Origin of the sequence: Micromonospora sp. NPDC048843 (assembly GCF_040649965.1) — a bacterium.
GTDB lineage: Bacteria > Actinomycetota > Actinomycetes > Mycobacteriales > Micromonosporaceae > Micromonospora > Micromonospora hortensis.
On the sequence record NZ_JBEZGJ010000006.1, the window covers coordinates 38,604 to 52,063 of the forward strand.

Sequence of the window (13,460 nt, forward strand, 5' to 3'; positions counted from 1 at the left end):
GGCCCCGCCGGTACGAGACCGGCGGGGCCCTTGGGTCACGTCAGCGCCGGGCCCGATCACACTCCCGTTCGGCACGCGTCTTCAGCTCCGTCAGCCACGTCTCCAGGCCCGCCCCGAGAGCCACGGTGGAGAAATCGACGTCCTGCTCCACCTGGTTACCGCGCCACGTCTCCTCGGTACGCACGAGAACCCGGCCGTCGATCTCGGTGAACGTCCACACGTGCACCCCCTCGTCGATGCGCAGCCCCGCACCGATCGCCGGGCCGTCCCACCGAAGGCACCTCTGCTGCTGAAGCTGCCGGACGGTGGACGTGACGACGAGGGTCGTGGCGGGATTCAGCGCGGTCTCGAGGACCGGTGTCGTCCATCGGAACGACGAACCGGGACGCAGTGGGCCACGATCGAGCCGCTTGCTGGATGAAACGGGCGTCTGCCACGACGGCCAGCGTTCCACGTCGGTCTGCAACTTCCAGACGGTCCGTAGCGGAGCGTCGATCGTCGTCTCCGTCCGATAGCGAATCTTCGCCTCGGTGTCGACAGTCCGTCCCGCACAGCGCACCGTCGCGCGGTCGGAGCCGACATCACGCCCGACCTCGGCCCGAGCCGGCGCACCTGCGGCGCCCACGAGGCCGGCCACAACCACTGCCGTCGCGGCGGCAGCGAAAACACGGTTCTTCACGATGCGGTCACCGCCTCGGCGGCACCCTTGAGTCGTTCCAGCCACCCGGCGAGGGTCGTGTCGAGGCCCTCCTGGAACGGCGCGGGGTCGGCGTCGACAGGCGGGCCGGCGAAGGACTCCTCGGTCGACACCTCCACACCGTCGCCGGCTGGAGTGAGAGCCCAGACGTGGACGCCGAGGACCCCGTTTGGTCCGTCACCGTATCCCCGCCACACGAGGCGTTCCCGCAGCCGTACCTGAACGATCGTCGACTCGATCTCCATGCCCGCGGCCGCCCAGCGGAACACGGAGCCCGGCGCGAGCGGACCGGGTGTTTCCACGCGTGCGTACGCGATGTCTGGCAGCCAGGTCGTCCATGCGTCGATGTCGGTGAGGATCCGCCACACGACGTCCGCCGACGCGGTCACCGTGACGCTGTGGCGGCTGACCACCGGGGCCGACACGTCAATGCCGGCCCCGTCGGTGTCCGTGATGTTCTCCATCGTGAAGCCTTTCTGCGGTCACTGACCATCGGATCGCCGGGCATGAGCGAGCCGCTAGATCCACACCCGGTAGACGCGATCGTGCCAAGACGGCAACCGCTGCACATCGGCAAGAATTACCTAGTTCGCGGTATGTGCGCCGGCCACGGTGAAGATCCTTACCTCCGTGCCTGCTACAGCTGACGGCGTCCCGGGTGGCATGGGCATCGACTGCGGGGCGATCTGATCTCGGAGGGTGTGTAATTACACACCCATGTGCTTCAATGCCGCTACCGGATAGTTGATCGTGGCCTCAACACCTGAGGCTCGCAGGACAACGAGGAGAGTGCATGAGGCGACGGATACCCGCACTGCTGGCGGCAATCGTCCTCGGCCTGGGACTGACCCCGGGGCCCGTCCACGCGGCGCCACCCGCGAGCGTCAGCGTGGGCGGGGGCATCGTCGCCCCGCCGCGGTTCGACTTCGCGACCGCCCGCGCCGCCGCGGACCCGGAGACCCAGGCACGCATCGCCGCCATCGCCGCGCTGCTACCGGAAAACTGGCAGGCCATGCTTGCCGACAAGCGGGAGAGGATGGGCCTGAAACCGTCCCTCGCGCAACAGTTGGTCACGGACGCGATCGATCCGTCGCTCTATCAGTGCCAGGACACCCAGTTCAGCACGTACACACTGGGCCTGCTCGAAGGCGTCGACCTGGACACCCTGCTGGTCCTGCTCATCTTTGGCGTCCTGGATTACGCGGCCTACGACGCGCTCATCTACGGCCAGCCCAACAACGAGGCGGACTACGGCCTGCCCGCCAGCCACAAGAGCACGTTGAAGCGGACCTTCAAGGACGCACAGCAGTTCTGGGACGTCAACCTGTTCGACGTCAAGCTCATGGCCATGCAGAACGACATGCTGCAGGATTCCGCGCGAGTAGCTCGGATGGTGGCCTTCATCTGGGGACTGGACGAGGATCAGGCGGCAGCAGCCGCCGCCGAGATCATGGGCATCATCGGCTCCGTCCCCGCGCTCGACGGAGGACGCAACCCGATCTTCACCCTGAATGCCTTCGCCTTCACCGCCGAGGGTGAGGTCGACCCGTTGCTGCGTGACGTCCCGGACAAGGTCGTCTTCGGCGAGGGCATGCTCACCGCGATCGGCGCACTCGGCCTGGGAACAGCCGGCGCGCGCGCGATCCTCGCCCACGAGATGGCCCACCATGTTCAATTCGAACAGGGCCTGTTCGACAGCCCGCTGACCGGCGCCGAGGCGACCCGCCGCACCGAACTGATGGCCGACGGCTTCGGCACCTACTTCGTCACCCACCCGCGCGGGCTCAACTTCAACGGCGTCCAAATCCACCAGGCGCAACAGACGTTCTACGAGGTCGGCGACTGCTTCTTCGACGACCCCAGCCACCACGGCACGCCGAACCAGCGCCTGCGGGCCTCGGTCTGGGGCGCCCAGATCGCCCAGCAGGCCACGGGCATCCGGCCCATCCTGCCGTCGATGAATCTCTTCAACCGATTCGAGCGCAAGCTCCCGGCGCTGATCAAGCCAGACGCGCACCCGGAACCGGCCGGCCGCCTCTGACCCGTCGTACCCCCGGTGGGCCGTCGGAGTCCGGACGGCCCACCGGGGCGCTTATGCAAGGTGATCGCCTTATCGCCGGGCTAAAGCCGGTTGGAAAAGAAGGTCACGCCAGACGAGGGCGGCAGGTTGCGGTTCATTGACCCCGACCGCGACGAGCGCGTGGACGTTGACCCTCCGCTCGTGCTCACGGACCTTTATCGTCAACGCGTCCATTCGCACGAACGGGTAGTGGGCGGCATTGAGAGGCCGGTCGCGGAACGCCTCGACCTGGACGTCCAGGTGCGCGGCCCGCGTTCGACCCGGTCGTCTACCAGCCGCGTCCCCAACCTCTCTGGGTTGAACACCTAGCGGACGCGAAGCTCGGCCACGAGGAGGTGGACCAGGCGGCGTGCGTCGTGACGGGGATCGTTGCCCGCGCCGATGCAGAGATTGCCGACGCCCGCGTAGTAGCCCGTGGGAGTCCATGTGGGGGCGGATCTCATCGGCGGTCGCCGTGGTTGTACTGGCCCTGCATCCGTCGGTCACGCTCGTCTACACCTGCCGCCCGGTGTAGCGGGGGATCCTGAACCAGTCGGCGCCCCGCCATGCTTCTCCGGGTCAAGTTGGCCCTTGAGGTGTCGTTGACCGGTTCGATCAACTGGCGGTGGTCCTTGACTCGGCCGGATCCATTGTGGAAGGCCGGGACCTGTGCCACGGCCACGGAACAGTAGTGCCGCGAGCGCGGGAAGGGTGGCGGCGACGGCGATCGTCGCCCACGGCCCGGCGCCGGTGACCAGCACTCCGCCCGCGGCGTAGGCCAAGGATCCAGCCAGCCCGTTCGCGGACGCCAGCCAAGCGAACGCGGTCAGCCGATGCCCGCCTGTCAGGTTCTCGCTCAGATCGGTCAGCAGGGCCGCTGCCGACGGGGTGATGAACACGCCGGCGAGGAACGCCAGCGGGTACAGGGCCGGAGCGGACCGGGCGGCGAGCAGCAGGGCGAACCCGACAGCGCTGCCGAGCAGCAGCAGCCGTACCTGCCGGCGCACCGGTGCACGCCAGGACCGCGACCCGTACCACAATCCACCCACGACACTGCCCGCCGCCCACGTCGCGAGCACTGCCCCGCTGGCGGCCGAGGAGCTGAACGTGACCGCGACCGCGATCAGCGCGACCTCCACAAGACCGATCGCGGCCATCTGGACCGCCGCCACTCCCAGCCACGGGGAAAGCCGGATCAGCATCCGGCGGTCCGCAGCCTGCTCCGGTGCGTCCGGCGACGACTCCGGCGACGGGACGCGACGCTGCTGGATCAGCAGGGTGGTGGCACCGGCAACCGGGAGCAGCGCGGTTCCGGCCAGGGCAGCCGTCGGGCTGCTCAAGGCCACGACCAGCCCGACGAGGGCAGGCCCCAGTACGAACAGCACTTCGGTGCCCACGGTGTCCAGGCCGTACGCGGCGATGCGTTCCTGCGGGTCCTCGATGGTAGTCGCGATCGTGGCTCGGAGCGTTGCGCTCAGCGGTGGGATCGCCGCACCGGCCAGCACGACACCGGCCCAGAAGTTCCACGACTGCCACGGCAGGACGATGACTAACAGGCCGGTGCTGCTCAGGATCCCGGCGATCAGTAGGACGAGGTTGCCGTAGCGTTCGGCCAGCCGGGCGATCAGCGGCCCGCTCAGGCTCGCGCAGAGTCCGTAGGTGGCGGCGGCCGCGCCCGCAATGGCGAACCCGCCGTACCGCTGGTTGGCCAGCAGCAGGATGAGCAGCGGTGACATCGTCTGGGCTAGCCGTGCGACGAGTGCGCCGATCAGGGCCGCCAGAATCTGCCGGTTCGCGACCACTCCGGCGTAGCGGCGCAGGCCCGTCGTCTCGTTACCGGTCATTCGGCAGTCTCCGTCCCTGGTGCGGTCTGCGCGAAGCCGCGCACGGCCAGCCGGACCGGGCCGCGTCCGTCGCGGCGGGTCCGGCCCGCCTTCTCCACGTGGCCGCGGGTGATTTCCTCGACCGCCTCGCCCCAGGCTCTGAGTTCGGCGGGTGTCATGAGGACGGTCCGGGTGTACACGGTGGTACTCGATGCCCAGTCGTCGCTCCCGGCCTGCGGTGACGCCAGGAAGCTTAGGAAGAGCCTGAGGTCGTGCCGGGCCGCGGCGCCGATCGCGTCCGTGCGGGCGCTGTCGGAGTCCGCGCCACCGGTCTTTCCTGGCAGGGGCATCCGTACCTCGTCGAAACGGCGTCGCCAGGGTCGCTGCCGGTTGTCTTCGGCAAGTGGAGAGCCCTGCTCCACCAGGCCCTGTTTGGCGAGCACGTGCAAGTGATACGAGCAGGACTTGGGAGAGAGATTGAGCTGCGTCGCGCATTCCGAGGCGGTCAGCCGGTCGTGGACGCGGAGCAGATCCAGGATCCGGAGCCGCGCGGGATGGGCCAGCGCGCGCAGCCCTTCGACATCTGTGACAGATGTGGAAGACATGTTCCGAATCTACCCGCAGCGCCGGATCCCCGCACCTTCGTCGAGCAGGTGGTCGAATTAGATAATTCCACCAGGAACATTCCTGCCCTTCCGCCCGTCAGCGAGGCTGGACCAGGCCGTTGTCGTACGCGAAGATCACTGCCTGGATCCGGTCGCGGGCGCCGATCTTGAACAGGACTCGTCCGACGTGCTTCTTCACGGTCGACTCGGTCAGCGTGAAGCGTTCGGCGATCTCGGTGTTGGTGGCGCCCTGGCCGATCGCCTCGAGCACCTCGCGCTCCCGCTCGCTCAGCGTGCTCAGGCGGGGATTCTCGGATGCTGCCGGCGCCGGTTCCTGCAGGTAGGCGTCCATCAGCTTGCGGGTCAGGCTGGGGGCTACCACTGAGTCTCCGCTCGCGACGGCGCGAATACCGGCGATCAGTTCCTCGGGGCGCGCGTCCTTGAGTAGAAAGCCGCTCGCTCCGGCTCGAAGTCCGGCGTAGACGTATTCGTCCAGATCGAATGTGGTCAGGATCAGCACGTGGGTGCGGGAACCGGACGCGGTTATGCGGCGGGTGGCCTCGATGCCGTCCATGCCGGGCATACGCACATCCATCAGCACCACATCGGGCCGGGTCTGATCGACTTTCCGCACTGCCTCGGCGCCGGTGGCGGCCTCACCCACCACGGTGATGCCGGGGGTGCCGTCGAGCAGCATCTTGAAGCCCATTCGTTGCAACTGCTGGTCGTCGACGATCAGGACGGTGGTCATAAGGGCTCCTTGAGGACTACGTCAACGAGCCAGCCGTTCTCCACCGGGCCAGCGGTCACTATCCCGCTGTACATGGCGGCGCGTTCGCGTATGCCGAGCAGGCCGTGGCTAGGAGGGGCCGGTATGGCACGGCCGTTGTCGTGAACGCGTACCCGTACCTCTCCGCGGCAGGCAGCGAGAGTGACTGTCGCGGACGCGCTGCGCCCCGCGTGTTTGAGGGTGTTGGTGAGCGCTTCCTGGACGATGCGGTAGACCGCTAGCTGCAGCCCCTTGCCGAGGGTGTGCAGCTCGCCCGAGGTGGAGTAGGTGACTGGCAGCCCGGCTGCCCGCACACTCGGCAGCAGCCGGTCGAGATCGTCGATGCCGGGCTGCGGTCTCAACTGCGGACCAGGGTCACCCTCGCGCAGCACGCCCAGCACCCGGCGCAGCTCCGCGAGCGCCTGGCGGCCGGTCTCGCCGATCAGCCGGAGCGGTTCGGCGGTCTGCTCCTGCCGCGATCTGGCGAGGGCGGCGCTGCCGTCGGCGAGGCCGACGATCACCGACACGTGATGGCCGACGATGTCGTGCATCTCGCGGGCCACCCGGGCCCGCTCCTCAGCGACGGCCAGGCGGGCCTGCTGATCCCGTTCGATCTCGAGGCGGGCGGCCCGGTCCTCCAGGGCGATGAGGTACGCCCGGCGGGTGCGCACCGCGACGCCGGACGCGACCGCGGCCGCCTCCGTGCCGATCGCCAGGAGCAGGGTGGTGACGCGGTTCTCCGTCACCGGGTTGATCAGGTAGATCTCGGCGACCAGCAGCGCGAGGGCAATCCCGGAGGCCCAGGCCAGCGCCCGCCACGAACCGCGGGAGGCCACCCCGAACAGCATCACGAGCAGGATCACTCCGGCGCCGACGCCGACGTCCAGCAGTCCCTCGACCAACTCGATGGTCGCGGTGGCCAGGAACGCCGGGAACGGGTACCGCCGCCGCCAGTAGAGCGGTGGCAGCAGCACCAGGGTCGCGATGGTCGCCGACAGGGGTTTCTCGATGATGTTCGGGATGCTGAAGAGCACGATCGGGACGGCTACCAGGGTGTCCATCACCCACGGGTGGCACCGGTCGAACGCCCGCAGCCGTGCCTGCCGGTCCACGAGCCATCCCTGCGTGCTCATCGCCCGAGTCTCCCTTACGCGTCGGTCTTCTTGAGCCGATAGGCGGCAGCGGCGAGCGTCACGGCCACGTACCCGGCGAAGACCGCGAGACCGGCCCACGGATCCAGCGTGCCGTCCGTGGGAGCCAGTGCCATCACGGCGCTGCCCGCGTTGCTGGGCAGGTAGGGGGTGACGGCATCGTCGATCGAGTCCGGCAGCAGCGGGGCCAGAACGGGCACCACCAGCAGCGCGCCGGACAGGATCGCGATGGCGCCGGCGCTGGACCGGACGATCATGCCGAGCGCGACGCCGAGCACCGCGACCAGCCCCAGATAGAGGCCGGCGCCGAACAGGGCCCGCACGACGCCCTCGTCACCGAGGCCCAGACCGTCGACCTTCTCGTTGAGCACGGCCGACCCCACGGCGAAAGAGGCGAAGGCGCCGATGGTCATCGTCACGAAGGCGGCCGCCCCGGCCACGAGGCCCTTTGACCACAGCACCGGCAACCGGCGCGGCACCGCGGCCAAAGTCGCCCGGATCATGCCGGTGGTGTATTCGCTCGCCCCCAGCAACGCGCCGAGCACACCGACGGACAGGGCGGCCAGGACGCTGCCCGACAGGGCCAGATCGACCGAGGTCGGACCCTCACCGGAGAAGGACGCCGAGGCGATCATGCCGAAGACGATCAGGAGGAAGACGGAGATTCCGGTCGTGATCCAGGTGGAGCGCAGGGAGGAGAACTTGGTCCATTCGGCGGCGACGACGCCGCCAGGGGTGATCTTCATCGGGAGGCCTCGTATTCGACAGCGTCGCGGGTCAGGTCCATGAACGCCTCTTCGAGGGAGGCGTTCTGCGGGGTGAGTTCGAACAGCGGGATGCCGCGAGCAGCCGCGGCCAGCCCGATCACGCGGGCGGAGGTGCCGGAGACGAGCAGTTCCTCGGCGCCGGTCGAGGTGACCGTGATGCCCGGGCCGGCAATCGTCGTGCGCAGCGCGTCGGGCGCGGGAGTGACGATCCGGACGCCCTCGACTGTCACGAAGTCGGCCACTGTGGTGTCGGCCAGCAGTCTGCCCCGGCCGATGATGACCAGGTGGTCCGCGATCAGCGACACCTCGCTCATCAGGTGCGAGGACAGCATCACGGTGCGGCCCTCGGCGGCCAGGCCGGTGAGCAGGTTGCGCACCCAGAGGACACCCTCGGGGTCGAGGCCGTTGACCGGCTCGTCGAGCATCACCACGGCCGGGTCGCCGAGCAGCGCGGCGGCGATGCCGAGCCGCTGGCCCATGCCGAGGGAGAACGCACCGACCCGCTTGTGGGCGACGGCCGAGAGGCCGGCCAGGTCGAGCACCTCGTCCACGCGCGAGCGCGGGATGCCGTTCGTGCGAGCCAATGCCAGAAGGTGGCTGACCGCCGTCCGGCCGGGGTGTGCGGCCTTGGCCTCGAGTAGAACGCCGATGTCGCGCAGCGGCGCCTGCGACGACGCGTACGGCCTGCCGTTGACCAGCACGTCGCCGGAGGTCGGGGCATCGAGACCGACGATCATCCGCATGGTCGTCGACTTGCCGGCGCCGTTGGGGCCGAGGAAGCCGGTGACCTGTCCGGGCTTCGCGGTGAACGACAGGCGGTCGACGACCGTCTTCGCACCGTATCGCTTGGTTACTTCGCGTACCTGAATCATGCTCACCACGCTAGGTCCGGGCACAGCCCCCATCGTGGTACCGCGGTCGGCATTTCCGGCCCGCCATTGGTACCCAGGTTCTACTGGCCATCGCTCGCGCTGCTCGCGTTCGGTCTCGCCGTGTTCGCCGGCACCTGGCTGGCGCCTCGGCTGACCGAACGGGCCGGGAGCCGGACCGCTGTGGCCCTCGGGGCGGTACTGACTGCGGCGGGGTACATGCCGACGGCACTGGTTCACGACGCCGCAGCCACCTTCGTCGTCTGGCAGGTCCTGATCGGGGCCGGCAATGGCGTGGTGCTGGCCACGCCCTCGACGTATGTGGTTACTCGGGCGCCTGCGGACGCGGCCGGCATCAGCTCCGGCTTGTTCAACACCGCGCGGGCGGTCGGAGGCGCTTTGTCCGGTGCCACCTTCGCGGCCGTGTCATGGCGGCCCTGTCGAGCCACGTGCCCGGGGTCGCAACGCCGGTGACGGGTAAGGCCGGCTACGTGACGGTCTGGCTCGCCTGCGCCGTCTTGGCGGTCGTCGTAGCCGCTGTGGCGCTCTGTTTGCCCATGAGAAGGTCTGTTCGAACTCGAAATCCTTCGCGAGCCGGCCAAGGACCTCCACGGCGGTTTGGCAGACCGAGCACTTGAGCAACCGGCCGAGTTGCACAGTGACGAATTCCGGCTCGGTCTGCTGTCCACCGGACTCGCACCTTGGGACCAAATTGCCACCGCTGGTAGCTTCGCTGAAGCTCTCAGCAGAGGTCACCATCAAAGCCAGACTTGCGCGAGCTCCAGTCATCTACATCGGCCGGCAGATGTCCGGAATGGTGCGGCCTTGAGGCGGGCGACCGGTTGCTGCCGGCGGTTTGCCCGGCGAGCCTGACCAGAGCTGAAAGTGGGCCAGGGCAGTGGGGAGAGTCGTACGTCCCGCGCGTCAACCGACGCGGAGGGGGCCCGCTCGCTCACTGGAGGCGTCCGGCGAGGTCACGTACGACCTCATCGAACACCCGGTCGGCTTCGCAGGGGCTGTGTCCATTGATCGGTGGCGGGAAGATGTCTCCGGGCGCGGCGGTGACGTCCCGTGGGTCGCGTAGCCGTCGATCCACCGACGGCGTTCGGTCGAATGTCCCGGGTGCCGCGTCGGGTTGCTGAGGCGGGAAAACACGGCCGCCGATGGGGTCGGTGTCTCGCCACAGGTTCACCCACCGCCAGTCGACCCGGTTGGCGATCTCGTGGATCACCTCGTCGCTGACGTACGCGGGAAAGAGGCGGCCGTACAGACGTCGCAGCGGCGAGCCGTGGGTCAGCAGCGCGATCCGGTCGGTGACCCGTGGCGGCAGTTGGAGCACTGTCGCGGCGAGTAGGGCGGAGCCGTGGCTGTGTCCGGTGAGCACCACAGTGTTTCCGGAGTCGACGAGGTGGGTGATGCGGCAGGTCAGTTCGGGGACGGCCCGTTCGGCGTAGCAGGGTGGCGCGAACGGGTGGGCGGCTCTGGGCCAGAAGGTGCCCAGGTCCCACAGCACGCCGACGTACCGGCGGAATCCGGGGGTGCGGTAGGCGAAGATTCCGCCGATGATCAGGCCGAGGAAGAGGGCGGCGATCAGGTAGCTGCCGGCGCCGATGGCGAAGTTGACGAAGCCGGCGGGGAGGCCGACGTAGCGCTGGATCAGTTCGCTGGGAGGCGTCGGGAGCAGGCCGAGCGTGACTGCTGCGATGCCGATTCCGGCGAGGCAGGTGTAGAGAACCGCGAGCGGTACCAGCTTCTCGGTGAACCGGGCACGGGCCATGGTTCTGCGTACCTGCCGCAGCCGTGGTGTGGCATCGGTAGGCGCGTTTGGGAAGTCACGAGCGACGATTGCCGACGCGGCCCGGATCCGTCCCGGTCGGGTCGCCAGCGATTCCACGCCAGCGACGGCCAGTGTCACCAGCACGGCCAGTGAGAAGCCGAGGATCGCCCAGATGCAGGCGTGGGGTGGGCTGCTGATCGACGCCTGTGCGGTCGGCGCCCCCCTGTTCAGGATGTCGGACACCCGGTAGACCAGTTCCGCGGAGAAGGTGAGCGCCAGATTGATCGCGGCGACGGAGGCCGCCAGGGCGCCGAGCCTGAGCGAGAACGCGACATGCGGCTGTCGATCCCGGTGCGAGAACAACGCCACCCCTAGGACAACCAGCAGTACCGCCTGACCGATGAACAGCCCGACGACGGTCAGCTCGTAGCCGGGCAGCCCGTTGCGCTCCGGCCAGGAGGCGGAGCTGGTCAGAATGTGGAGCCAGACCAGCACGGTCAGACCGAGGGCGATCGTGCGCAACACACGGACCAACCGGTCGAGCCGCCGTTCAGTGGGCGTGGTCAGGGGTGGGGTGCAGAGCAGAACCACACACATGATCAGCAAGAGTCCGGACGTTGCCGCCAGCGCGACGGTGCCGATCGACAGACCCTGTGCCGCCCGGGCACCGAGCAGGCTGAGGTCCAGCGTGGCAAACGCCGCCGCGACATGAATCGAGCGCAGTCGACCGACCAGCGGCTCATTGTCCCATCGGCCGACTGCGGTGAGTCGGTGCGTCGGAAGGGGCTGGTTGGCCGCGCGGGGAACGTGAGCCGGCAGTGCCGGGCGAGCGGTGATCCTCCACACCAGGGCGATCGCCGCTACCGGCACCAGCGCGAGCACCGCCAGACGCAGTCCGGCGGGACGCCCTCCGAGCCAGGAGAGCCAACTGCGTCCCGCCAGGCACTCCGGTGAGGACATGCATTTCCAGGCGATCACGTCCAGCGCGATCCCGACGATGCTCAGCACGTACATCCCGGTCAGGGTGAGTGCCAGCAACCGGCACAGGGCCTTGATCACCGGGTCGGAGCCGGCTGCGGCCGGACGCATCCAGATGGCGAGGTTGATCAGCATGAAGGGCAACAGGATCACCATCGACAGCGTTCGCACCGCGTTGCCGGCCGGCAGATTGTTCCAGCGGTAGGCCTCGAGCGTCACTCCGTCCGCCTCGCCGCCCTCGTGAAATTCCGGCCCGGGCCGGTAGAAGCCACCCCGGTGGTCGCCCGCCACCTGTCTCACATGTGGCCGATCCAGCAGCTCAGCCGGGCCGATGGCGGACACCCCGTGCACCCGCAGTTCCACCACACCGACATCCCCGGCGCGCCCGCCCGCCTCTCGCTGATCCATCCCGTACCGGCCCCCGGCGCGTCCGCGGCGCACACGACCCGCTCGGCTGATCCGGCGGCGCCCGCGTGGCGGAACGGCGTACCCCCCGAAGGGGGAAACAACCCTGAGCTGTCGGCGTGGTATCAAGTTCGGCGATGGTGCTGACCGACGCGACGCCGTCGCCGACCACCCGGCAACGTTGACCCACCACCGGCGCGAAGATCCACCGAGAGTCCCTGACAACCATCGAGGTGATCGGCCCTCGCTCAGCCGACGACTCGGCGGGGACGAGGTGGAGTGGCACGTCTGACGCAACCCCGGCCGCTCGGGTCGGAGAACAATTCAGACCGACCCGCCGGGGCAGCTATGCGGTGGACGGGGTGATGAGCTCATCGGCGACCCAACGCGCGACGCCAGCGGGGTAGGGCGCCGGCAGTATGAGCGCGATGTGCCCGAAGCCGGCACCGATCGCCCTGCCGATGGCGTCCCGGGTGAGCCCGGGCGCACGTCCGCCTGCCACCCGGGCACTGACGTGCCGAGTGATCAGCGGCGGCGCAGCGCCGGCTCGAGCAGAGCGGGCGGGGTGTCGTTCTTTTCGTGGGCGGCGAGGTCGACGCCGGGAGCCACGATCGCGTCGATCGCGTCCAGCACGTCGGCCGAGAGCACCGTGTCCGCGGCGGCGAGCTGCGAGCGGAGGTGGTCCATCGTGCGGGGGCCGATGATCGCGCTGGTCACGCCCGGGTGCGCGGTCACGAAGCCGAGCGCGAGTTGGATGATGCTGAGGCCAGCCTCGTCGGCGACTGTGGCGAGCTGCTCGACGGCGTCGAGCTTGGCGCGGTTGGCGGGGATACTGATGTCGTAGCGCTGCTGCATGAAGCCCGAGCGGTTCGTGCTGATGTCCTGGCCGGCACGGATCGCGCCGGATAGCCAGCCCGATGCCAGCGGGCTCCAGGCGAGCACGCCCATGCCGTACTCCTGCGTCGCGGGCAGCACGTGGGTCTCGATGCCACGCTGCAGAATCGAGTAGTTCGGCTGCTCGGTCACGTAACGGCTCAGACGTCCCTCGTGGGCGGCCCACTGCGCCTGCACGATGCGGTAGGCGGGGAAGGTCGAGGAGCCGAAGTAGCGGATCTTGCCCGCGCGCTGCAGGTCCGTCAGCGCCGACAGCGTCTCGTCGTCGCTGGTCGTCGGATCCCACCGGTGCATCTGGTAGAGGTCGACGTGGTCGACACCGAGGCGGCGCAGGCTGTTCTCCAGCGCGGTGACCAGCCAGCGGCGCGACCCGCCCCGCTGGTTGCGCTCGTCGCCCATTGGCAGGGTCGCCTTGGTGGCCAGAACGACGTCGTCGCGGCGGCTGGCGATGGCCTTGCCGACCATCTCCTCGGACTGGCCGCCGCTGTAGGCGTCGGCGGTGTCGATGAGGTTGATCCCCGCGTCGACCGCCGCCTCGACGATGGCGGTGGCGTCCTCCTGGGTGGTGTTGCCGATCTTGCCGAAGTTCATCGCGCCGAGCACGAGAGCGCTGACCTGCACGCCAGTGCGACCCAAGGTGCGGTACTGCATGGCTGGTTCTCCTTC

Annotated in this window: 12 protein-coding genes and 2 pseudogenes; 2 read left to right on the plus strand and 12 right to left on the minus strand. The window is 68.9% G+C overall.

All coding sequences use genetic code 11. The features are described from left to right. Positions 1–40 precede the first annotated feature (40 nt). A complete protein-coding gene (locus AB0C20_RS02830) occupies positions 41–679 on the minus strand; it encodes an SRPBCC family protein (protein ID WP_357567122.1) in 639 nt (212 codons plus the stop codon). Beyond that, the gene (locus AB0C20_RS02835; RefSeq protein ID WP_357177934.1) at positions 676–1,161 is read right to left on the minus strand and encodes an SRPBCC family protein; all 486 of its coding nucleotides are present in this window, start codon (positions 1,159–1,161) and stop codon (positions 676–678) included. The genes AB0C20_RS02830 and AB0C20_RS02835 overlap by 4 nt, the downstream gene beginning before the upstream one ends. 329 nt (positions 1,162–1,490) lie before the next feature. On the opposite strand from AB0C20_RS02835, the gene AB0C20_RS02840 reads away from it, so the two are divergent. Continuing rightward, positions 1,491–2,738, plus strand: a complete 1,248-nt coding sequence (locus AB0C20_RS02840) for a hypothetical protein (protein ID WP_357567124.1) — start codon at positions 1,491–1,493, stop codon at positions 2,736–2,738. Positions 2,739–2,873: 135 nt separating this feature from the next. Here AB0C20_RS02840 and AB0C20_RS02845 read toward each other — a convergent pair. From AB0C20_RS02845 to AB0C20_RS02880, 8 genes and pseudogenes are all read right to left on the minus strand, one after another. Continuing rightward, positions 2,874–3,017: pseudogene (locus tag AB0C20_RS02845) on the minus strand (transposase); the annotation flags it as partial. 65 nt (positions 3,018–3,082) lie between these two features. Then, a pseudogene (locus tag AB0C20_RS02850) lies at positions 3,083–3,230 on the minus strand (TetR family transcriptional regulator); the annotation flags it as partial. A gap of 29 nt (positions 3,231–3,259) precedes the next feature. After that, on the minus strand, positions 3,260–4,600 hold the full coding sequence (locus tag AB0C20_RS02855; protein WP_357567126.1) for an MFS transporter: 1,341 nt from the start codon (positions 4,598–4,600) through the stop codon (positions 3,260–3,262). Then, the gene (locus tag AB0C20_RS02860) at positions 4,597–5,184 is read right to left on the minus strand and encodes a helix-turn-helix domain-containing protein (RefSeq protein WP_357177924.1); all 588 of its coding nucleotides are present in this window, start codon (positions 5,182–5,184) and stop codon (positions 4,597–4,599) included. Before AB0C20_RS02860 ends, AB0C20_RS02855 begins: the two co-directional genes overlap by 4 nt. A gap of 97 nt (positions 5,185–5,281) precedes the next feature. Continuing rightward, positions 5,282–5,935, minus strand: coding sequence for a response regulator transcription factor (locus tag AB0C20_RS02865; RefSeq protein ID WP_357567128.1), 654 nt, complete (start codon positions 5,933–5,935; stop codon positions 5,282–5,284). After that, positions 5,932–7,086: a histidine kinase gene (locus AB0C20_RS02870; RefSeq protein WP_357177918.1), complete on the minus strand. Its 1,155-nt coding sequence runs from the start codon at positions 7,084–7,086 to the stop codon at positions 5,932–5,934. The genes AB0C20_RS02865 and AB0C20_RS02870 overlap by 4 nt, the downstream gene beginning before the upstream one ends. A gap of 14 nt (positions 7,087–7,100) precedes the next feature. Next, positions 7,101–7,850, minus strand: coding sequence for an ABC transporter permease (locus AB0C20_RS02875; protein WP_357177915.1), 750 nt, complete (start codon positions 7,848–7,850; stop codon positions 7,101–7,103). Further along, positions 7,847–8,743: an ABC transporter ATP-binding protein gene (locus AB0C20_RS02880; RefSeq protein WP_357177911.1), complete on the minus strand. Its 897-nt coding sequence runs from the start codon at positions 8,741–8,743 to the stop codon at positions 7,847–7,849. Before AB0C20_RS02880 ends, AB0C20_RS02875 begins: the two co-directional genes overlap by 4 nt. 66 nt (positions 8,744–8,809) lie before the next feature. Between AB0C20_RS02880 and AB0C20_RS02885 the strand changes: the two genes are divergently transcribed. Then, positions 8,810–9,214 (plus strand): MFS transporter, encoded by a 405-nt coding sequence (locus AB0C20_RS02885; RefSeq protein ID WP_357177908.1) that lies wholly within the window; start codon positions 8,810–8,812, stop codon positions 9,212–9,214. A 478-nt stretch (positions 9,215–9,692) separates the two neighbouring features. On the opposite strand, the gene AB0C20_RS02890 is transcribed toward AB0C20_RS02885, so the two are convergent. Further along, positions 9,693–11,903, minus strand: a complete 2,211-nt coding sequence (locus AB0C20_RS02890) for a hypothetical protein (RefSeq protein ID WP_357567130.1) — start codon at positions 11,901–11,903, stop codon at positions 9,693–9,695. Positions 11,904–12,425: 522 nt separating this feature from the next. Further along, positions 12,426–13,445, minus strand: coding sequence for an aldo/keto reductase (locus AB0C20_RS02895; RefSeq protein WP_357177899.1), 1,020 nt, complete (start codon positions 13,443–13,445; stop codon positions 12,426–12,428). Positions 13,446–13,460 lie beyond the last annotated feature (15 nt).

Excerpts from the sequence above, each read along its gene's own strand:
- AB0C20_RS02835 (WP_357177934.1), bottom strand. The coding sequence starts at position 1,161 with ATGGAGAACATCACGGACACCGACGGGGCCGGCATTGACGTGTCGGCC.
- AB0C20_RS02840 (WP_357567124.1), top strand. The coding sequence starts at position 1,491 with ATGAGGCGACGGATACCCGCACTGCTGGCGGCAATCGTCCTCGGCCTG.
- AB0C20_RS02855 (WP_357567126.1), bottom strand. The coding sequence starts at position 4,600 with ATGACCGGTAACGAGACGACGGGCCTGCGCCGCTACGCCGGAGTGGTC.
- AB0C20_RS02860 (WP_357177924.1), bottom strand. The coding sequence starts at position 5,184 with ATGTCTTCCACATCTGTCACAGATGTCGAAGGGCTGCGCGCGCTGGCC.
- AB0C20_RS02865 (WP_357567128.1), bottom strand. The coding sequence starts at position 5,935 with ATGACCACCGTCCTGATCGTCGACGACCAGCAGTTGCAACGAATGGGC.
- AB0C20_RS02870 (WP_357177918.1), bottom strand. The coding sequence starts at position 7,086 with ATGAGCACGCAGGGATGGCTCGTGGACCGGCAGGCACGGCTGCGGGCG.
- AB0C20_RS02875 (WP_357177915.1), bottom strand. The coding sequence starts at position 7,850 with ATGAAGATCACCCCTGGCGGCGTCGTCGCCGCCGAATGGACCAAGTTC.
- AB0C20_RS02880 (WP_357177911.1), bottom strand. The coding sequence starts at position 8,743 with ATGATTCAGGTACGCGAAGTAACCAAGCGATACGGTGCGAAGACGGTC.
- AB0C20_RS02890 (WP_357567130.1), bottom strand. The coding sequence starts at position 11,903 with ATGGATCAGCGAGAGGCGGGCGGGCGCGCCGGGGATGTCGGTGTGGTG.
- AB0C20_RS02895 (WP_357177899.1), bottom strand. The coding sequence starts at position 13,445 with ATGCAGTACCGCACCTTGGGTCGCACTGGCGTGCAGGTCAGCGCTCTC.